At 75.6% G+C, this 20,513-nt stretch carries 16 protein-coding genes; 6 read left to right on the forward strand and 10 right to left on the reverse strand.

Features of this window, described 5'->3' with window-relative positions:
• Window positions 1-4: 4 nt before the first annotated feature.
• From RWK90_RS04305 to eccCa, 5 genes are all read right to left on the reverse strand, one after another.
• Window positions 5-1,363, reverse strand: coding sequence for an NAD-dependent succinate-semialdehyde dehydrogenase (locus RWK90_RS04305; RefSeq protein ID WP_314035099.1), 1,359 nt, complete (start codon window positions 1,361-1,363; stop codon window positions 5-7).
• A 202-nt stretch (window positions 1,364-1,565) separates the two neighbouring features.
• Window positions 1,566-1,859: a WXG100 family type VII secretion target gene (locus tag RWK90_RS04310; RefSeq protein ID WP_314035101.1), complete on the reverse strand. Its 294-nt coding sequence runs from the start codon at window positions 1,857-1,859 to the stop codon at window positions 1,566-1,568.
• Window positions 1,860-1,890: 31 nt separating this feature from the next.
• Window positions 1,891-2,211 carry a WXG100 family type VII secretion target gene (locus RWK90_RS04315; protein ID WP_314035103.1) on the reverse strand — a complete coding sequence of 107 codons (321 nt, stop codon included), beginning with the start codon at window positions 2,209-2,211 and terminating at the stop codon, window positions 1,891-1,893.
• A 147-nt stretch (window positions 2,212-2,358) separates the two neighbouring features.
• Complete coding sequence (locus RWK90_RS04320; protein ID WP_314035105.1) at window positions 2,359-3,180, reverse strand: hypothetical protein; 822 nt, start codon at window positions 3,178-3,180, stop codon at window positions 2,359-2,361.
• Complete coding sequence (eccCa, locus tag RWK90_RS04325) at window positions 3,177-7,187, reverse strand: type VII secretion protein EccCa (protein ID WP_314035107.1); 4,011 nt, start codon at window positions 7,185-7,187, stop codon at window positions 3,177-3,179. Before eccCa ends, RWK90_RS04320 begins: the two co-directional genes overlap by 4 nt.
• A gap of 189 nt (window positions 7,188-7,376) precedes the next feature.
• Between eccCa and eccD the strand changes: the two genes are divergently transcribed.
• Both eccD and mycP read left to right on the forward strand, forming a co-directional pair.
• Complete coding sequence (eccD, locus tag RWK90_RS04330) at window positions 7,377-8,897, forward strand: type VII secretion integral membrane protein EccD (protein WP_314035109.1); 1,521 nt, start codon at window positions 7,377-7,379, stop codon at window positions 8,895-8,897.
• Window positions 8,897-10,309, forward strand: a complete 1,413-nt coding sequence (gene mycP, locus RWK90_RS04335) for a type VII secretion-associated serine protease mycosin (RefSeq protein ID WP_314035111.1) — start codon at window positions 8,897-8,899, stop codon at window positions 10,307-10,309. The genes eccD and mycP overlap by 1 nt, the downstream gene beginning before the upstream one ends.
• Here the strand turns inward: mycP and eccB are convergent.
• Window positions 10,288-11,787: a type VII secretion protein EccB gene (gene eccB / locus RWK90_RS04340; protein WP_314035113.1), complete on the reverse strand. Its 1,500-nt coding sequence runs from the start codon at window positions 11,785-11,787 to the stop codon at window positions 10,288-10,290. The genes mycP and eccB overlap by 22 nt on opposite strands.
• Window positions 11,788-11,952: 165 nt before the next feature.
• On the opposite strand from eccB, the gene RWK90_RS04345 reads away from it, so the two are divergent.
• The gene (locus RWK90_RS04345) at window positions 11,953-13,584 is read left to right on the forward strand and encodes a type VII secretion protein EccE (RefSeq protein ID WP_314035114.1); all 1,632 of its coding nucleotides are present in this window, start codon (window positions 11,953-11,955) and stop codon (window positions 13,582-13,584) included.
• Here the strand turns inward: RWK90_RS04345 and RWK90_RS04350 are convergent.
• Complete coding sequence (locus RWK90_RS04350) at window positions 13,538-14,623, reverse strand: DUF695 domain-containing protein (RefSeq protein WP_314035116.1); 1,086 nt, start codon at window positions 14,621-14,623, stop codon at window positions 13,538-13,540. The two genes, RWK90_RS04345 and RWK90_RS04350, sit on opposite strands and share 47 nt — an antisense overlap.
• A 179-nt stretch (window positions 14,624-14,802) precedes the next feature.
• Here RWK90_RS04350 and RWK90_RS04355 point away from each other — a divergent pair, with 179 nt between their 5' ends.
• Entirely contained in the window at window positions 14,803-15,951 is a 1,149-nt protein-coding gene (locus RWK90_RS04355; protein ID WP_314035117.1) for an NAD(P)H-binding protein, read from the forward strand.
• Entirely contained in the window at window positions 15,948-16,667 is a 720-nt protein-coding gene (locus RWK90_RS04360) for a CPBP family intramembrane glutamic endopeptidase (RefSeq protein ID WP_314035119.1), read from the forward strand. Before RWK90_RS04355 ends, RWK90_RS04360 begins: the two co-directional genes overlap by 4 nt.
• A gap of 41 nt (window positions 16,668-16,708) precedes the next feature.
• On the opposite strand, the gene truA is transcribed toward RWK90_RS04360, so the two are convergent.
• Window positions 16,709-17,605: a tRNA pseudouridine(38-40) synthase TruA gene (truA, locus tag RWK90_RS04365; RefSeq protein WP_314035121.1), complete on the reverse strand. Its 897-nt coding sequence runs from the start codon at window positions 17,603-17,605 to the stop codon at window positions 16,709-16,711.
• A 167-nt stretch (window positions 17,606-17,772) separates the two neighbouring features.
• On the opposite strand from truA, the gene RWK90_RS04370 reads away from it, so the two are divergent.
• Window positions 17,773-18,672: an SGNH/GDSL hydrolase family protein gene (locus tag RWK90_RS04370; RefSeq protein ID WP_314035123.1), complete on the forward strand. Its 900-nt coding sequence runs from the start codon at window positions 17,773-17,775 to the stop codon at window positions 18,670-18,672.
• 115 nt (window positions 18,673-18,787) lie between these two features.
• On the opposite strand, the gene rplQ is transcribed toward RWK90_RS04370, so the two are convergent.
• Both rplQ and RWK90_RS04380 read right to left on the reverse strand, forming a co-directional pair.
• Complete coding sequence (gene rplQ / locus RWK90_RS04375) at window positions 18,788-19,372, reverse strand: 50S ribosomal protein L17 (protein WP_314035125.1); 585 nt, start codon at window positions 19,370-19,372, stop codon at window positions 18,788-18,790.
• A gap of 34 nt (window positions 19,373-19,406) precedes the next feature.
• Window positions 19,407-20,441, reverse strand: a complete 1,035-nt coding sequence (locus tag RWK90_RS04380; RefSeq protein ID WP_007628082.1) for a DNA-directed RNA polymerase subunit alpha — start codon at window positions 20,439-20,441, stop codon at window positions 19,407-19,409.
• Window positions 20,442-20,513: the final 72 nt, after the last annotated feature.

Consider the following 20,513-nt stretch of genomic DNA (forward strand, 5'->3'; position numbering starts at 1 on the left):
CTGTTCAGTTGACGCGCTGGAGGCGGACGTTGGCGAACTCCGTCAGTCCCCATCGGCCCAGTTCGCGGCCGTATCCGGAGCGCTTGACGCCGCCGAAGGGCAGCCCCGGGAGGGTGGTGCCGTGCTCGTTGACGTAGGCCATCCCCACCTCGAGCCGCTCGGCGACCCGCGCGGCGCTCTCGGTGTCCGTGCCCCACACCGAGCCAGACAGGCCGAAGTGGGTGTCGTTGGCGATCCGGACGGCCTCGTCCACCGAGTCGTAGGCGTACACCATGGCGACGGGGCCGAAGATCTCCTCGTGGTAGGCGTCCATCTCCTCGGTGATGTCGGTCAGCACGGTGGGCTGCATGAAGGCACCGGGTCGGTCGAGGGCGGCCCCGCCCGTGACGAGAGTCGCCCCCTGCCGAACGGCGGTCTCGACCTGCTCGACGACGCCGTCGCGGGCGTCCTCGGACGACAGCGGCCCGAGCTCGGTTCCCTCGTCGCCCGCGGGCCCGACCCGGATCTGCTCGTAGAGGTTCGTCAACCGCCCGAGGAAGTCGTCGGCGAGGTGGGCGGGGACGAGGATGCGCTTGGGCGAGTTGCACGCCTGCCCGCAGTTCGACAGCCGCGCCCGGCCCACGGTGTCGGTGAGCTCGTCGAGGTCCGCGGTGACCAGGATGATGAGCGGGTCGGACCCGCCGAGTTCGAGCACGCTGGGCTTGAGGTGCTGCGCCGCGACGGTGGCCACGGCCGCGCCGGCCCCCTCGCTGCCGGTGAGGGAGACGCCCTTGATGCGGGGGTCGGCGATCATCTCCGCGACGGTGTCGCTGGAGGCGTAGACGTTGACGAAGGCGTCCTCGGGCAGCCCGGCGGCGCGCTGGACCTTCTCGATGGCCGCGGACGAGCGCGCGCAGATGCTCGCGTGCTTGAGCACGATGGTGTTGCCGAGCAACAGGTTGGGCGCGGCGAACCGCGCGACCTGGTAGTAGGGGTAGTTCCACGGCATGATGCCCACGAGGGGACCGACGGGTTCGCGGGTGACCCGGTTGAGGCGGGCCCCGGGCACGTCCAGTGTCTCGGGCTCCAGCAGGTCGGGCCCGTGCTCGCCGTACCAGCGGTAGATCGACGCCGCGAGCTCCACCTCACCCTGAGCCTGGTCGGGTAGCTTTCCCATCTCGGTGGTGATGGCCTTGCCGAGCTCGTCCCGGTGCTCGTCGAAGGCGTCGGCGATCGCCACGAGGATGCGCGCCCGCTCGGCCACGTCGGTGGCGCGCCAGGAGTCGAACCCCGCGGTGACGGTGTCGAGGACGCCGTCGACGTCCTCGATCTGCTCGTACTCCCGGTCGGTGCGGCCGGTGGACGGGTCGTGCGTGACGTACATGCGGTCCTCCCTCTCCTCGCGGTGACCGGATGGGGTTCGGTCGTGCCGCGACGGTAGGCGGCGGGTGGCACCGGTGCATCCGGTCCGCGGTCCGCGACCCCGCCACGTCGGTCGCGGGGCGGGGTCGCGCGGGGCGGTGGGCACGGCCGGGTCACGGGCGGTGGACCGGTGTGACCGGGCCGGGGTGATCGGGCCGGGGTGATCAGCCCCAGCCCTGGGCGGCGCGGCGGTCCGCGTCGGCCATGCCCTGATTGCCCTGGGCGGCGGCGCGGGAGATCTCGGCGAGCATCGCCTGGAGCGCGGCCGCCGCCTGGTCCCAGTCGTTCTGGTGCGCCTGGTAGGCGATCGCGGCGTCGCCCTCCCACTCGGCGACCAGCGGGGCGAGGTACGCCTTGAGGTCGTCGAGCGTGGTGCGCAGCCCGGTGGAGGCCTGCGCGACCTGCCCGACGAGGGCCTCGATCGGGCCGTGGTTGTAGGTGATCTGTCCAGAGGTCATGACGGTCCCTTCCGGTGGTGGTGTGAGGCGATCAGAGGTTGAGCGGGCCGGTGCCGCCGGCCCGGGTGATGAGGGCGGCCGAGTCCTGGTCCGCGGCGTCGAAGGACGAGCTGTTGGTCCGCATGGTCTCCGAGATCCCGGCGAGCGCGTTGTTGAGCTTGGTGCTCTGCTGCTGCCACTCGGTCATGATCTGGGTGAAGCGGGCCTGCGCGGCGCCGCGCCACACCGAACCGCCGAGCTGGGACACCGAGTCCCGGACGGTGCCGAGTAGCCGGTCGATCTCGAGGTTCACGTCGTCGACCCTCCTGGCCGCCGTGTCCATGGTCCCGATGTGGGTGTTGAACCCGCTCATCTCGTCCTCCCCTGTGCGTCGCTGCGGACTCCCCTTCTGGGTCCGTCACAGTGTTCGACGCACCCGGGAGGGCGTTCGGTTCCACCGGGTCGGGAAATTGCTCGGCGCGGGGGCGCAGCGGGCGGCGCGGGAGGTGCCGACGGCCCCTCAGCCGGTCGCGTACAGGCGGGCCGCCGCCTCGACCGGCGCGACGGCCGGGACGACGAAGGACAGCAGGCGGGCCCGGTCGCACGCGTCCACGACCTGCTCGGCGACGCGTCCCCGGGCGAGGATCTCCGTGGACCCGGTGGACGCCTCACGCCGACCGCGCCGCAGCCCGGTGATCGCGGCCAGGATGCGCGGGACCTCGTCGTCGACGGCGGTGTCGCGGTGCGGGTCGCGGCGCTGCACGACGACGCGGTCGACCAGGGTCAGCCCACCCCGGGCCCGTTCGACGAGCGAGACGACCGACCGGGTGAGGGACGACTCCACGCTCACCGCCCACCGCGCCGACGAGGACGGCAGCGCCTCCGCGGTGACCAGGGCCGACCGGACCACGCGCGCGGTGACCCCCACTCCGTGGGCGGCCGCCACCAGCCGGGTCGTCCGGATCGTCCCCCAGTCGCTGGGCACCACCAGGACCACGGCGTCCCCGTCGCGGGCACCGGCCCAGCGCAGGGCGCGGGCGACGGGGGCCCCGAGCAGCTCGGTGACGGGCACGGACAGCCCGGCCACCTCGACGCGGTCACGGTGTGCGTGGGCGACGGGGTCCGGGAGGCAGCGGTCCGGGTGCCCGGCCGCGGCCGCGTCGGTGCGCTCCGAGCACTCGAGGCGGTCGCCCCCCGGTGGCAGCGCGGAGCCGTCGAGGGCGGCCAGGACCGAGACGGGCGTGACGACCGGTGACAGCACGGCCGAGGCGGATTCCGCCGCGACGGTCAGCCCCGAGCACGACAGGTCCACGGCCAGCGCCGCCACCCGCTCACCGGTCACGGCTCGGCCAGGGCGGTCTGGACGAGTCGCACGCCACCGTCGCGGGTGACGAGCCTGCCCCGCCCCGCCGGCAGCGGGCCGGGCCGCACGCCGCCGAGCAGCGGCCCCTCCTCGCGGCTGCCGGACATGACGAGACCCGCGCCGCCCAGGTCGCGGATGCGGGCGACGAACGGGTCGAACAACGCCCGCGAGGCGCCGGCGCTGCGCCGCGCCAGGACCACCGACAGGCCGATGTCCCGGGCGTGGGGCAGAAAGCGGGTCAGGGGCTGCAGCGGGTTGCCCCCGCCGGTGACGACGAGGTCGAGATCGTCGACCAGGAGGTGGATCCGCGGGCCGCTCCACCACGAGCGCGCGCGCAGTTCCTCGGCCGTGACGTCCGCGGCGGGCATGCGCTCGTCCAGGACCCGCGCCAGGTGGTCGACCATGGGCGCGAGGGCGGTCTCGGTGGGCGCGTAGCCCGCCAGGTGGTCGCCGGTGATCTCGCCGAGCATCGTGCGCCGGTAGTCGACCACGATGAGCTTGGCGTGCTCCGGGGTGTTCCCGGCCACCAGCCCGCGGGACACGGATCGCAGGAGCGAGGTCTTGCCGCACTCGGAGTCGCCCAGCACCAGCATGAGGGGATCGGCCTCGAGGTCGGCGTAGACCACCGTGAGGTCCGCCTCGTCCACGCCGAGCGGGACGCGGGTGCGCCGACCGTCGGCGTCCGGGCGGGCCAGGCTGGCGATCTGCCCGTAGGGCAGCACCTCGGGCAGCATCCGGACGGGGGCCGCGCCGACGTCGCCCACGCGGGCGCGCCACCGCCGCGCGAGATGTCGCGCCGCCTCCGCCGTCGCGTCCGCCATCCCCTCCGGGTCGACCCGGCCGTCGAGTCGGGGCTGGAGGACGAGCATGTGGTCGCGCTCGCGGGTGAGCCCCCGCCCCGGCGCGGTGGGGACCGTCATCGCCGCCCGTCGATCGATCATCGAGTCGGTCGGGTCGCCGAGCCGCAGTTCGACGCGGGTGCCGAGGGCGTCACGCAGCGCGGGCCGCAGGTCCGCCCAGCGCGAGGCGGACAGCACCACGTGGATGCCGTAGGACAGCCCGTCCGCCGCCAGGCCCAGCACCACCGCCTCGAGGTCCTCGAACTCCGTCCGCAACGCCTGCCAACCGTCGACCACGAGCAGCACGTCGGGGTACTCCGTCACGGGCCGCCCGTCCCGGTCGGCCACGCGGCGGCGCGCCCCGTCGACCGAGGTGATGCCGGCCTCGCGGAACGCGGTCTCGCGACGGCGGCGCTCGGTGTCCACCTCGGCGATCGTCCGCCGGATCCTCTCGTCCTCCCCGCGGCGGGCGACACCGCCCACGTGCGGGAGGTCGGCGACCGACTGCAGCAGCCCGCCCCCGAGGTCCACGACGTACACCCACAGCCGGTCGGGTTCGGTGGTGGCGGCCGCCGACAGCACGAGGGTGCACAGCGTCGTCGACTTGCCGGAGCGGGTGCCGCCGACCACGGCGACGTTCCCGTCGGCGCCGGACAGGTCGACGCACCAGGTGTCGCGGCGCTGCTCGAACGGCAGGTCCACCTCGGCGAGCGGGAACCGTGGGCCCGGCGCGTCGCCCCCGGCCGGCTCGGTGCCCACCGCGGCGTCGAGCGGGGCGCCCTCCCCCAGCGGGGGCAGCCACACCTCGTGGGCGGGGCGGCCGTGCCCGGCCAGGCGGCCGACGAGGACGTCGAGCAGGCTCACCGACTCGTCCGCGTCGTCGGTCTCCGCGGGGTCGGTGGGCGGGGCGAACTCGTCGTCGTCGACCCCGGTCACCACCGGTGGCGTCGGCACCGGCATGTACCAGGAGGTGAAGGGGCGCACGACCGCCCGCGCGGCGGGGGTGGTGACGGTCGAGCCGTCGAGGCGTCGGTCCTGCCGGTAGGGCCCGGAGACGTAGGCGGCGTCGAAGCGCACCGGGTCGCCGGCGTCCACCTTGAGATAGCCCGCGCCCGGGGTGGCGGGCAGGTGGTACGCGTCGGTCACGCCCAGGACGGTGCGGGACTCGGTGGCGGAGAACGTCTTGAGCGCGATCCGGTAGGACAGGTGGCTGTCGAGACCGCGCAGGCGTCCCTCCTCGAGGCGCTGCGAGGCGAGCAGCAGGTGGATGTGCAGGCTGCGACCCAGGCGACCGATCGTGAGGAAGAGCTCGGCGAACTCGGGTTTGGAGGACAGCAGCTCGGAGAACTCGTCGACCACGATCACCAGCGCGGGCAGCGGGTCCAGCGGCGCGCCCCTGGCCCGGGCGGCCTCGTACTCGCCGACGTTCGCGTAGTTCCCGGCGGCGCGCAGCACCTCCTGGCGCCGGTTGAGCTCGCCCTCGAGGGCGTCGCGCATGCGGTCGACCATGGTGATCTCGGCCTGCAGGTTGGTGATGACCGCGGCGACGTGCGCGAGCGGTTCGAGCCCGAGGAACGTGGCGCCGCCCTTGAAGTCCACGAGCACGAGGTTGAGCGAGTCGGGATCGTGGGTGGCCACGAGGCCCAGCACGAGGGTGCGGAGGAACTCGGACTTGCCCGATCCGGTCGCGCCGATGCAGAGCCCGTGTGGGCCCATCCCGCCGTGCGCGGCCTCCTTGAGGTCGAGCTCGACGGGCGCGCCGTCCGGGCTGACCCCCACGGGCACCCGAAGCCGGTCGCGCGCCCCGCGGCGTCGCCACGCGACGGCGGGGTCGACCTGGGTCGCCGCGCCGATGCCGAGCAGGTCGGGCAGCCCGGGCGCGCGTCGGGTGGTGGTGGAGCCGTCGGCGTGGGTGACCGTGTCGGCGGGTCGGTAGCGCGCCAGGGCCATGGCCAGGCGTTCGGCCTCGGGCGGGCTCATCGCGTCGACGCGCGCGACGTCCTCCTCCCCGGCCTCGGTGCGGACGCGGGCCACACGGTCGTCACCCACGCGGATACACAGTCCGCGGCGCAGCGCGAGGTCGCGCAGCTGCCCCGCGCGGCTGCCGGAGACCTCCAGGACGGTGACCCCGTCGAGGCCGTCCTCCGCGAGGAGGCGTTCGGCGCCGGTGACACCGACCCCGTCGACGACGACGACGAGGTGGGCCCGCCCCGGGACGGCGGCCGCGCTCGGGGAGAAGGCGGATCGGTCCGAGATGTCGGATCCGAGCATGGACTCGACCCCGGCGAGCGAGAACTCGGTGAGCCGGACCCGCCCGCCGCCGTCGGTGTAGACGGGGTGTTCGTGGTGCGGGAGCCACTTGAGCCACTCCCAGGCCCGGCGGGCGTCGCCCTCGCTCGCGGCCACCGCGACGCGGACCCGGTCCGGGCCGTGGGCCACCACGAGGCCGCCGATCATGGCGCGCACGGTGGCCCGCACCACGTCGACGTCGCCGTCGAGGGAGAGGGCGGCGAACGCGCGCAGTTCCAGCGCGACGGGCAGCTCGTCGACCACGGAGTGCACGCGGACGAAGCGGCGCATGCTCACCACCGACACCGGCTCGAGGTCGTCGACCGGGCCGGTGTCCGGGGCCTCGAGCCGGGTGGCGAGCGACTGCCGGCCGGGGCCCACCCGGATGGTCAGGTCGTCGGGGTCGGAGGCGTCACGTTCCCACATGCGGGGCGTGCCGACGAGCGCGGGCAGCTCGACGGGGTCCGGGTGACGCCACAGGGCCGCCACGCGCTGCGCGGCGGCGGTCTCGCGGACGGCGTCGCGGGTCTGACCGAGGTAGCGCAGGTAGTCCTTGCGCAGTTCGTCGGTCTCGGCGGTCGTGGTGCCGCCGGTGAGCGTGCCGGCGAGCATGCCGACCGCGGAGACGGCCATCATCACCGGGAAGAGCATGAACATGGGGTTGCGCATCATCCCCGTGCGCATCATCACCACGACCATCCCGAGGACGGCCACGACCAGGACGATCGGGAGCACGATCTGGACGAGCGGACGCGGGGTGGGACGCGGCAGCGCGGGCGGCGGCTGCAGGGCGATCGCGCCACCGGGCGTGGGCGGGGCGTCGAGCTTCTCACCCCGCGTGAAGACGACGTCACCCATCACCGGCACCCGTGTGCGTCACCAGCGATCGCTCCCTCCACTGCCACCGGGCGCGGGGCGCGCCGCCGGGAGATGACGCCCCCACGGGCGCCGGTCCGACCCGACAATGATCGGCGTATCGGGTGGCGATGTTAGGACAGTGCACGTCCTGGCGGGGGCCCCATCCGGGAGCGGGCGGGAGGTCGGCGGGTGTCGGCGGACAGTGAGATCAGGGGCGTCGCCGCGGGCGTGGAGCCCCTCGACCAACGCAGGGTGTCGGTCGTGTGCCGGTCCACCCGCGTGGACCTGACCCTGCCGGCCCACCTCGAGCTGGTCGCGGTGATCCCGGAGGTCGTGGACCTGGTCCGCGAGCACATCCGGGCGGTGGCGGGCCCGGCGTCCGGGGTGGACGTCGACGCGCGGATGGGCGGCGGGGCCGGAGGATCGTGGCAGCTGTCCCGGCTCGCCGGGGGCCCGCTGGCGGTGTCGGAGACCCTCGCCCAGCAGCGCGTGCACGACGGCGAGATCCTCGTGCTCGACCACCGGCCCGTGCCGACGCCGGCGCCGCTGTTCGACGACGTCCTGCAGGGGCTGACCGAGCCGGACGTGGTGCGCTCCCCCTCGTGGGACCGGGGTGATGCCGTCACGGCGGCCACGGCGACGGCGGCGGTGGTCGCGGCCTCCGCGGCGGTGGCGGTGACCCGGCAGTGGTGGGTCGGCGGCGGGCTCACGGCCCCGCTGGTGGCGTCCCTGCTGGCCCTGCTCGCCCTGGCTGCGGTCCTCGGTCTGCGTCGCACGGCCGCGCCCGGGTCCGCCCACGCCGTCGCGGGCGCCTGCGCGGTGGGGTTCACGGTGCTGGCCGGGGCCACGGTCGGCGGGCCGCCCGCGGCTGCCGGGCACCTCGTGGGCGGCCTCACCGCGGGGGCGGTCCTCGCCGGGGTGCTGCGGTCCACCGTCTTCCGGCCGGGAGCGGGCCACGGGTACGCCACCGCCGCCGGGTATCTCGCGGTCGGCCTGACGCTGGCGGTGGGAGCCGCCGGGGCGCTGGTCGCCGCGACCTCCCGCACCCCGGCCCACGCCGTGGGGGCGGGCGCGGTCCTCGTCGGGCTCCTGCTGCTCACGGCGGCGCCGCGGATCGCGGTCTGGGCGGCCCGCATCCCCGTCCCGCCCGTCCCCGCCCCCGGCGAGGACGTCGAGGCCGGCGACCTGGAGGACATCGACCACGACGTCAGCGGCCGCGCCAGCGGTCCCTTGCCCACGCCGGACGTGCTGCGGCACCGTTTCCTCACCTCGCGCTCCTGGCTGACGGGCCTGCTCGCGGCGGCCGGGGCCATCTGCACCGCGGGGTCGCTGACGTCGCTGGCCGGGGACGGCGACGCCACCCGCTGGTCGGCGCCGTTGGCCCTGGTGCTCATCGTCGTGCTGGTCCTGCGCGGCCTCGGGTACGCCGACCGGGTCCACACCGCGGTCCTGCTCGGCTCCGCGCTCGCACTGACCGCCGGCGTGCTGGTCGGGGCGGGCGTGACCGTCGCCTCGCCGGTGGGGGTGGTCGTCCCGGCCGCGGTCGCCGTCGCCGCGGCCGTCGTCGTCGCCGTGTCGGTGCTGCCGCACGTCGACCTCTCGCCCGGCGCGCTGCGGGCCGTGGGGGTGGTCGAGGCCGTCGCCCTCTGCGCGATCGTCCCGCTCGCGGTGGGGGCCATGGAGATCTACTCCCTCGTCCGCCAACGATGATGAGTCTGCGACCGACCGCCGCCCGCGCCGTCGCCGCCGGTGCCGTCGCCGTGATCGCGGCCGGGCAGCTGCTCGTACTGCCGGCCGTCGCCCCCGTGGCGGCCGCGGTAGAGCGCCCGTCGATCGACGGCCCGGTCCCGGAGGGCTCCCCGCTGGACTCCGGCCCACTGCGACTCGACGGGCCGTGCCGCACGACGGCGGCCGTGCTCGACCCGACCGCCCCTCCCGCCTCGGCCACGGCCGCCGAACTCGCCGACGCGTGGATCCACGGCCACGGGGAGGGCCAGGTCGTCGCGGTGATCGACACCGGCGTGAACCCCGGCCCCAGGCTGCCGCGGGTCCGTGGGGCGGGCGACGTCGTGCCCGGCCGTGACGGCACCGAGGACTGCGACGCGCACGGCACGCTCGTGGCCGGGGTGCTCGCCGCCACCGCGGACGCCAGCGGTCATTCGGGTATCGCCCCCGGCGTCGAGATCGTCTCGATCCGCCAGTCCAGCAGCGTCCTGCGGCCCGGGAACCGCGAGCCCGACGGGCCGACGGTCGGCACCGGGGTCGGGACCCTGTCGACGCTCGCCCGGGCCATCCGCGCCGCCGTCGACGCCGGTGCGGGGATCATCAACATCTCCGAGGCCGCCTGCGTCCCCGCGACCACCGTGCTCGCCGACGACACCCTCGGCGGGGCGATCCGCTACGCCGCCGTCGACCACGACGTCGTGGTGGTCGCGGCGGCCGGCAACGTCGGCGACGCGTGCGCCGACCAGAACCCGCCCGCGCCGGACCCCGCGGTGCCCGGGGACGACGGCTGGGACGGCGTGACCACGATCGCCTCCCCCGCCTGGTATGACGACCACGTGCTCACCGTGGGCGGAGTCGACGCGGACGGAGCCCCGGCGGAGTTTTCCCTGCGCGGCCCCTGGGTGGACGTCGCCGCCCCCGCCGTGGGCCTGCGCTCGGTGGGCGCCGACGGCGCGGGCGTGTCCGACTACGTCGTGGCCGGCGACGGCTCGCGCACACCCATCAGCGGCACGAGCTTCGCCGCGCCCTTCGTCGCCGGGACCGCCGCGCTCGTCCGCCAGGCCCACCCCGGGCTCACCGCCCGTCAGGTGATCGCCCGCATCGAGGACACCGCGATCCCCGCCGCCGGCGGGCACGACCACGCGATCGGCCACGGTGTGGTGGACCCGGTGGCCGCCGTGACCGGGGTCCGCAGAGCCGGCCGCCCCGCCGCGTCGACCACCACCATCGCGGCTCCCCCGCCCGATCCCGGCCCACCGGGTGCGGGCACCGGCGCGGGCGTGGCGGCGGGCGCGCTGGCCCTGGGGCTGCTCGCCCTCGTCGTCGTCACCCTCCTCCGGCCCCGCGACGGCCGGGGTGGGCACCCGGACCGACGTCAGCCCACCGCACCGACCTGACCCGCGCCGACCTGACCCGTACCGTCCCGACCCGCGCCGGCCGCACCCGCCGGTTCCAGCTCCGCCCCGTCGCGGGCGACCAGCGCCGACGCCCGGTCCAGTCGCGGCCCGGCGGGGAGGCGGTCGAGGATCCCGCCGTCCACCGGCACCGGCACCCCGCCCAGACCGAGGGCCGCCGCGGTCGGCGCGTCGGGGACGTCGAACCGCACCCCCGTGTCCGCTACGACCGTGGTGACCGCGTTGCGTGTCGTCGTGCCCCGTCCGGTAGCGGTGACGAGGAGGCCGCCGCCCGGCACCCCCACCGCGTCGACGGCCGGGCCACCGCCGTCGGCGCCCGCCACCGCGCGGGCCCGGTCTGAGCCCGGCGCCGACGCCCCGGCCACGACCGACACCCGCCGCCCGGCCGATCCCGGGCCGCCCTCGTCACGCACGCACAACACCGGCGAGGACGCGGTGTCGAGGACGGTCGGGCGCTGGCCGGGGAAGGCCTCGGTGTCCAGCGCGACCGACCGCGGCACACCCATCCGGTCCGGGGCGACCGACACCACGGCGCCCACCGTGGCGGTGGACCGGATCACGTCGGCGAGCACCGGCCCGACCTCCTGCACGCCGTCGGCCAGCGCGACGTGGGTGCGCGTGCCAGTGGCGGTCTCCACGGTGAAGACCTGGCCGATCCGCACCCCGTCGAGCCCGTAGTCGACGGGGTCGCCCGCCATCTCGATGACCGGCCGCCGTACCGGGTCCACCTCCGGCAGGGGGTCCACCAACGCCGCGGTGACCGGGCGCGGGTCCACCCCGCCCAGACCGAGGATCTCCAGCAGGTCCCCGTCGTCCAGATCGATACGCGCGCGGGTGCCGTCGCGCAGCAGCCACCCGGTGCCGTCCTGGTCGGCCAGCACGAGCTCGTCCGGGCCCGTCACGCGGCCCGCGTCGTCCCCGGCATCCGCGCCGTCGCGCGCGACGATGCTCGTGCGCGTCAGGCGCGGGCGGCCCCGGTCGGCGTCGGCCACCTCGTCGCACACCGTCCACGACACGGCGGCGGCCGCCTCCGCGTCACGGTGGCCGGGCAACGCCGAGGGCGCGCCCGGGATGCCGAGCAGTCCCCCGCGCCGGGTACCGGCGACGTCCGCGTCCCGCACCGTCCGCGGCTCGGCCGGTTCGCCCAGCACGAGCCGGGCGGAGGCGAGGTTGAGCACGGGGTGCACCGTGTCCCCGGCGCGCACGTACATCTGCCCCGAGTCCCGCCCGACCATGACCGCGGTGCTGCCGACGTCCGGGGCGGGGTCGAGCAGCGCCAGCACCGCGGCGCCGGCCACGCCGAGGACGGCCGCGACCGCGCCCACGGTCAGCCCCGTGGACTGCCGTCTGAGCGGGTCGTGCAGCATCCGGACGTCCCGCGAGACCACGGCGTGGCGGGCCCGGCGGGCGAGGAAACGGTGGCCGTCCACCTGCGCTCGGGTCGTCGGCTTGAGCGGCACCGGCGCGGCCCCCTTTTTCGATGGATGTGACTCCCCCGCGACCGGGGACACCGGGGGTAGGGTACGCCAGGATCCGGCCCCCGTGGCCGGTCATCCGGGGCGTGCGGCACGCGGCGTCAGACGCGCCCCGGGCGGGTCGCGACGGGGCGGGAAGGGGGCGTGGGGATGACGGCGGTTCCCACCCTGGCCGGGCTCGTCGCCGCGATCGTCGCGACGGTCGCGCTCACGCTGCTCTGCCCGCCCGGGGCGCAGCCGTGGGCCCAGTTCGCGGCCGCCGCACTCGTCGCCGCGGTGATCGCCGCGCGACGGAGCGGACGCCCGCTGTGGGCGCGCCCGGGGACCGCGCGGCGGCGGCCGGTCGACGTGGTGGGCCTGGTCGCCCCCGACCGCTCGGCCGTCGGGTGTGTGGAGGGCGAGCGGGTGGTGACGACCGCGGTGGAGGTCTCCGCCGGCGCGCTCGTGGCCACCGAGGTGGGGCGGGACGATCCGGCGGACCACCGGGGCGTGCGGCTCCCGCTGGCGGTGGTGGCGGGCCAGCTCGACCAGGGCGGGGTGCTGCTCGAGGGGATCGACGTGGTGGTCGACGGGCGCCGCGCGGCACCGGGGGACGACGGCGAGGTGTACGACGCCCTCGTCGGCCCGCTGCCTCTCCTGTCGCACCGTCGCGTCCACCTGCTCCTGCGGTTCGACCTGGCCCGGCTCGCCCTCGGGCCGGCGGGGCGGGCCGGGGGATCGCCGGAGCAGGTCGTGACTGTGGCCACCGAGCGGCTCCGCCGCTCCCTGGTGCACCACGGGCTGCCGTGCCGGGTCCTCGACGCCCCGGAGCTCGCGGCGCTCTACCTGGACGCCGAGTCCGACCCCGGGCCCGGCGTCGGACTGGTCCTGCGGCCGACCGCCGATCCGCGGCGGGTGATCGACGGGCTCACCGCCGTACGGGCCGGGCGCGTGACCGAGGTGGTGCGCCTGCGGCGGGTGGCCGGTCGCGACGACGTGGTGGACGTGGTGACCACCGTGGGCCTGACCGGGGTCACCGGGCGGGCGGTGGCCGAGCGCGTCCTGCCGATCACCGCGGGCACCTGCCATCAGCTGCCGTCGGCTGCGGTCCTGCCCGTCCCCGGCGAGGTGATGCCCGTGACCGTGGCCGGATCGTTGGTCCGGCGCGGTGTCGCCGACCTCGCGGCGCTGGCCCCTCCGGCCCACGGATGCGGTCAGATCCTCGGCGCGACCCGCACCGGGGGCGCCTCGGCTGTCCAGCTGGCCGGCCCGCACCTGCGGTCGGTCCTCCTGGCCGCGCGGCCCGCGGTCTGTCGACAGGTCGCGTTCCGGGCGGTCGCGGCCGGCTACCGGGTCGCCGTGGTCACCGACGTGCCGGACCGGTGGCTCCCGTTGACCGCGATCGGTGACGAGACCCGCTACCGGATCGTCGACCCCGACGCCTCCGACGCGGGCGCCCCGGTCGACGCCGTCATGTGGGATGTGGACGGGCCGCTGACCGAGGGGCGGATCGACGCCCTCGCCGGCCCGGGCGGGCCGGATGTCACCCCTCCCACCGTGATCCGGGTCGACGCCGACTGGGAACTGCGCCGGGGGCGGGCCGCGGACACCGCGGCCCCACCGGATCTCGTCCTGGACGGCCGGATCGACGGGTGGATCTCGGTGGAGCCCCGCGTCGGCGAACCGCATCGCGTGGCGGTGGTCGCCGGGCCCGGCGAGGAGGCGTTCGTCGGGCCCCTGAGCGGGCCGGTCGACCTCACACCCGCAGGTGCTGCACCTTCCGCCAGCCCGGATCATCCGTGACCGTGACGGTCACCTCGCCCTGGTCCCAGCCGGACGCGGCCACCCGGAGCTGCTCGTGCGCGGGGGTGGTGGAGTCGACGTAGAAGTGCAGGAGCCGGCGGCCGTCACAGCTCTCCGCCCCCACGCACTCACCGTTGCCCTCGAGCCGTTCCACGAGATGGTCCTCGAGGTCCCGCAGACCCGGCAGGGACCGCGACCCGGGCAGGCCGCCGTCCTCGACGTCCGTGTACGGCACGTGGACCGCGACGTGACGGTCGAACTCCGGCGCCGACAGCGCGACCAGCGGGACCCGGACGACGGCCACGAGCGGGCCGCGGTCGGTGTCCCCGTGGAGGATCTGCCAGGCCGGGTCCCCCAGCTCGTCGGTGTTGTCGGCCGCGAGCTCGCGCAGGATCCCCGGGAGTTCGGCCAACGGGACGGCGTCCACACCGGGGGCGGTGGCGTTGGCCCGGATGAGACCGACCCACGTCTCGACCTGCTCCTCCCCGCACAGCGCGTCGAGCAGCAGGTAGGCGGCGATCGACGAATCGGCCCCGGTCAGCGCGGTGAACGCCGGGTGGTGCACGGTGACGTCGGCCCGGGACAGCCCCAGGTCCACCACGACCTCGGCGTCGTCGAACCCCAGCCGGTGATCGCGGAAGTACATCGCGCAGCCCCGGACCGGCTCACGCAGGTCGGCGAACGACCACGTCTCGTCCGCCCGCGGCGCGGCGGCCAGCCATCGGCGGGCGGCGCCCCGCAGCTCGGGTACCCCCGCCGCGGTAACGGTCAGCCTGTGGGGCAGGTCCTCGCAGCCCGGGACGAACTCCCACGACAGGCCCGGGTCGATGGCCTCGATGAGCGAGCTGATCTCCGGGACCACCCGCCCGGTGTCACCGGAGTCGATCGCCGCGGTGGCGCGGCGCCTGCCGTCGGCGGACCACCAGCGCCAGAACGTGGTGATGGCCCGGTCCGAACGCAGTCGGGCCGTCTCGATGCGCACGCCGGAGAAGTCCAGCGATCGCGAGAGCTGCCGGGGTCGAGCCGCGCGGATCGCCATGTGTTCTCCTCCCGTGGCCGCGGTCCGTGAGTGCCTGTCTCCCCCAGTATCCGGATAACCCGCCGATCGTGCCCGCGTCGACACACCCGGACAGGTCAGACGGGCCGCGGACCGGGCGCCCGCGCGCGGCGGACATGCAGCGGGTGCGGCGACGCGCCCGCGCTGGCAGGGTCGGGGGTATGACCTCCTCACAGGACCTGGCCGGCTTGTCCTCCGGGGCTCCCGGGGCCCCCCGGGGTGCCGGCGCGCACGACCCGGCGTCGCGGGACCGACCCGGTCGCCGGGTGCTCGTGATCGGCGCGACGGGGTACGTCGGATCGCGGCTCGTGCCCCGGCTGATCGCCGACGGCGCGCAGGTCTCGGTCCTCGCGCGCACGCCCGCCCGGCTCGACGACGTGCCGTGGCGGGACTCGGTGACCGTCCACGCCGGCGGCCTCGGGGACACCGACGCGCTCCTCGCCGCCCTGCGCGGGGTCGACGTCGCGTGCCACCTCGTCCACTCGATGGGCGACTCCGCCGACTTCGAACGCGAGGAGCGCGAGACCACCGAGGCGTTCGTCCGCGCCGTCGAGGAGGCCGGGGTCGAGCGCGTCGTCCACCTCTCCGGCCTGCACCCGGACGGCGACGAGGAGCTGTCCCCGCACCTGCGGTCCCGGGCCGAGGTGGCGCGCATCATGCTGGGCTCGTCGGTGCCGGCGCTGGTCGTCCAGGCCGGGGTGGTCATCGGGTCGGGCTCGGCCTCGTTCGAGATGATCCGCCACCTCACCACCCGCCTGCCCGCCATGGTCACGCCCACGTGGGTGAGCAACCGGATCCAGCCCATCGCCGTGCGGGACGTGGTGCAGTACCTCGCCGCGGCCGTCACGGTCCCCCTGACCGGAGAGGCGGCCCACGGCCGGGCGATCGACGTGGGCTCCCCGGACGTGCTCACCTACGGCGAGATGATGCAGGTCTTCGCCGAGGAGGCCGGTCTGCGCCGACGGCTCATGGTCCCCGTCCCGGTGCTCACCCCCCGGCTGTCCTCGCACTGGCTGGGGCTGGTGACGCCGCTCGAGACCGGCCTGGCCAAACCGCTCGTGGAGTCGCTGCGCTGCGAGGCCGTGGTGGGTGTCGACGACGCCGACGAGGTCCTGGGCCCCCCGCCGGGTGGCCGGACGAGCTACCGGGAGGCGCTGCGCGAGGCCCTGCGCGTGCCGCACGGTCCCGCGCGGCCACCGCTGTGGGAGGGCGCCGACCCGCTCGGTGATCCCGCGCGATTGCTGCCCTCCGACGCCGACTGGGCAGGGGTCCGCCCGCCCACCATCGGGCGCGCGCGTTCCCGGCCATGAGGGCCGGGCGGTACGCGGGCGACTCGCCCGCCGGACGATACCGGCGGGCGCTGCGCACCGGTGAGATGGACACCGCGCCGTCGCACCCGTCCCGGCGGCGGGTCCTCGTCGTCGTCGTCACCCTCGTCGTCGGCGCGGCGGTGAACGCGTGGGCCCTCCGGATCCCCGCCGGGGACGCCCTGTTCTACCCCGCCACGGCACTGCTCGCCGCGGTGTGGCTCACCGGCGCCTTCGCCTCGGGGCCCATCCGGGTCGGGTGCGAACCGTACCGACCGCGCCGACCGGTCCTGTCCTCCGTGCTCACCGCCGCCGCCCTCGCGGTGGTGTTCTGCCTCGGCGCGATCGTGGTGGCGCGGATCGAGCCGCTGCGCGACCCCGTCGACGCCCTGCTCGCCCACGCCACCGTCGGCAACCTCGCGCTGGTCGCGACCCTCACGGCGGTCAACGGGGTCGCCGAGGAGTGTTTCCACCGCGGCGCCGTGTACTCCGCCGCGGCGCGGATCCGCCCGATCCTCACGTCCACCGTCGTCTACGGGGCCGTCACCGCCACCACGGGGATCCCGCTGCTGGTGCTCGCGGCCCTCATCCTGGGGTTCGTCACCGCCCTGCAGCGGCGTGCCACCGGCGGGGTGCTGGGGCCGGCTGTCACCCACGTCGCGTGGTCGATGGTGATGCTGTTCGCGCTCGCGCCGATCCTCGACGCGGCGCGGGCCTGAGCCGCACCCCGCCCGGGCCCGCCGGGCCCGCCGGCGCGTGTCTACCCGCCGCAGCAGCCCGCCGCGCCGCCCGGCCCCGCGCCCGGCCCGGGACGGACCTCACGGGTGACGAGGTTGCGCGCGGCGAGCTCGTGGTCCGCCGGATAGTCCACCCCGATCAACGACAGGCCGCACGCGGGCGCCACCGGCACCGCCGACGACCGCTCGGTCTCCGCGAGCAGGCCGCTGATCCACTCCTGGCTGCGCCGGCCCTCCCCCACGGCCATCACGGCGCCGACGAGGCTGCGGACCATCGACCAGCAGAACGCGTCCGCGCTCACCGACGCGGTCCACACCTCGGCCGCGCCGGGCGCATCCGGGCCGCGCGGGTCGGGCTCGGCGCGCCAGTCGAAGCGCTGCAGCTCACGGATGGTGGTCGCGCCCTCCCGGCGGCGGCAGAACGCCGCGAAGTCGTGCAGACCGAGCAGTCGCTGCGACGCCGCCCGCACCGCCCCGAGGTCCGCGGTGCGCGCCCACGCGGCCGTGTCGCGGGCGCGGGTCGGTTCGGCGCCCCACGGCGCGGTGGTGAGGCGGTACTCGTAATGCCTGCGCAGCGCGGAGAACCGGGCGTCGAACTCGTCCGGCACCCAGCGGGCGTCCATGACGGCGATGTCCGCGGGCAGCAGCCGGGCCAGCCGGCGCACGAGCGCCTCCGGGCGTCCGGAGAGCGAGCGCTGGTCGAGCCACGCCGGGTCCACGTCGACGTGGCAGACCTGGGCGCGGGCGTGCACCCCGGCGTCGGTGCGGCCCGCGACGGTCAGCGTGACCGGGTTGCGCAGCACGGTGCCGAGTTCGGCTTCGAGCACCCCGCACACCGTGCGCAGGCCGGGCTGGCGCGCCCAGCCGGAGAAGTCGGTGCCGTCGTAGGCGACGTCGAGGCGGATCCGGCGGGTGCTCACGGCCTACAGACGCTAGACCACGCCCGCGCGCGTCCGCCACACCAGCCCGCCGCCGCCCGTTCCGGCACGATGGGCCCATGCCGTCGCCGTCGTCCCCCACCCCACCGCCGTCCCCACGCCCCGCGCCCGCGCGCCGGTCCTCGCCGACGCCGCGACCCTCACCCCGGGTGCGGAGCCGGGCGCGCGGCGCCGCGTCACTCGCGGTCGGGGCGACCGTCGCCCTCGCGCTGGGGGCCTGCGCCGGGGGCGACGACGACGAGGTCCCGCCCGCCGCGTCCCCACCCGCGTCCACCGACACCGCGGAACCGGGCCGCGCGGCCGTCGCCCGGTACGTGGCGCTCGGTGACTCCTTCGCCGCGCTGGGGCCCACGGACGCCCCCACGAGCGGGCCGGGACCGTGCCTGCGCTCCACCCGCAACTACCCCGCGCTGCTCGCCCGCGACGTCGGGCCCGGCGGGTTCAGCGACGTCACGTGCGGCGGCGCGAGGACGATCGACATGACCGTCCCACAGATCCCCCAGACCCCGCCCCAGTTCGACGCGCTGACGGCCGAGACCGACCTGGTGACCCTGTCGATCGGCGGCAACGACATCGGATTCGGCGACATCGTGGCCTGCGTGGTCCGCACCCCCCGGGTCGAGACCGCGGCCCCGTGCGCCGACCGGCTGGGGGCGGTGACCTCCCGGGCGCTCGAGGGCCTCCCGGCGCGGCTCGACGGCGTGTACGCCGGGATCCGGGAGCGCTCCCCCTTCGCCCGCATCGTCACCACCGCGTACCTCCCGCTGGTGCCCGACGAGGGTGGCTGCGCCTTCGTGGAGCGGATGAGCCCGGGCGACGTGGGGTGGACGCGGTCCGTCACCGCGGACATCAACCGTGTCGTCACGGAGGCCGCGAGGCGCGCGGGCGCCGACGTCGTCCTTCCCGAGGACGCCTCGGACCGCCACGCCTGCGCGCCTCCCGCGGAGCGCTACACCGACTTCACGGGCGTCGAGACCGGTTCCCACCCGATGCATCCCACGGCGGCCGGCCACCGTGCGATGGCGGAGGCGGTGGCCGGCGTCCTGTGACCCGCCCGGGTGAGCTCCCGCGACCGGGCGGCCGGGCCGCGCGCCCGGTGCAGACGAACCGGGGCCCCGTCTCCGCGTGCGCGGTGACGGGGCCCCGGGGCACCTGCAGAGGGGGTCAGGCCTTGTCGGCGTCGCCCTCGGCGTGGGTGGTGTCCTCGGACACGGCCTCGGCCGTCTCCTCGGCGGCCTCGACCTGGGTGTCGTCGGCGGCCTCGACCTGGTCGGCGACCGGGCTGTTGGCCTCGGCCTCGGCGGTCACGTCGTCGCCCGACGCGGCGGCGGGGGCGGCCGCGGCCTTGGAGGCGGCGGCGCGGGTGGCGCGGGAAGCCTCGGCGGAGGCGAGCTCCTCGGTGACGAGCGCGATCATCGCCATGGGCGCGTTGTCGCCCTTGCGGTTCTCGAGCTTGACGATCCGGGTGTAGCCACCGTCGCGGTTGGCCGCGCGCGGGCCGATCTCGGCGAACAGCTTGTGCAGGACGTCCTTGTCGCGGATGACCTTGGCGGCCTCACGACGGTCGGCCAGCGTACCGCGGCGGGCCTTGGTGATGAGCTTCTCCGCGTACGGGCGCAGCAGCTTCGCCTTGGTCTCCGTGGTGCGGATGGCGTCGTGCTCGAACAGCTGGGTGGCCAGGTTCGAGAGGATGAGCCGCTGGTGGGCGGCGGATCCGCCGAGGCGGGCGCCCTTCTTGGGCTTGGGCATCAGATTCTCCTAGGAATGGTGTTCCGGGCGCTCGTCAGAGCTGCTCGGTCTCGGCGTAATCCTCGCCGCCCTCGTCCGTCCACGTACCGGTCTCGGCGTCGTAGCCGGCGACCGAGGCGGGATCGAATCCGGGGGGCGCGTCCTTGAGCGACAGGCCCAGCTCGACGAGCTTGACCTTGACCTCGTCGATCGACTTCTGGCCGAAGTTGCGGATGTCGAGCAGGTCCGACTCGCTGCGCGCCACGAGCTCGCCCACCGTGTGGACGCCCTCGCGCTTGAGGCAGTTGTAGGACCGGACCGACAGGTCCAGGTCGTCGATGGGCATGCCGTAGGCGGCGATGTGGTCGGCCTCGGCCGGGCTGGGCCCGATCTCGATGCCCTCCGCCTCCTCGTTGAGCTCACGGGCGAGGCCGAAGAGCTCGACGAGGGTCTTGCCGGCGGACGCCAGGGCGTCCCGGGCGGTCATCGAGTTCTTGGTCTCGACGTCCAGGACCAGCCGGTCGAAGTCGGTGCGCTGGTGCACACGGGTGGCCTCGACCTTGTAGGTGACCTTGAGGACGGGCGAGTAGATCGAGTCGACCGGGATCCGGCCGATCTCGTGTCCCGCGTCCTTGTTGAGCCCGGCGGGCACGTAGCCACGGCCACGCTCGACGACCAGCTCGATCTCCAGACGGCCCTTCTCGTTGAGAGTGGCGATGTGCAGGTCCGGGTTGTGCACCTCGACGCCGGCGGGGGGCACGATGTCGCCGGCGGTGACGGCGCCCGGGCCCTGCTTCTTGAGGTACATGGTGACCGGCTCGTCCTCGACGGACGAGACGACCAGGCCCTTGAGGTTCAGGATGATGTCGGTGACATCCTCCTTGACGCCCGGCACGGTGGTGAACTCGTGCAGGACACCCTCGATGCGGATGCTGGTAACGGCCGCGCCCGGGATGGACGACAGCAGCGTGCGCCGCAGCGAGTTGCCGATGGTGTAGCCGAATCCGGGCTCGAGGGGCTCGAGCACGAACCGCGAGCGGTTCTCGGACACGACCTCCTCGGTGAGGGTGGGCCGCTGGGAGATGAGCATGTGCTACCTCTTTCGATTCTCGGCGCCCGCTATTTGACGCCGTGGGAACCCACCGTCGCCGGGCGGGCCGCG

This window comes from Dietzia sp. CH92 (genome assembly GCF_032248695.1).
Classification (GTDB): Bacteria; Actinomycetota; Actinomycetes; order Mycobacteriales; family Mycobacteriaceae; genus Dietzia.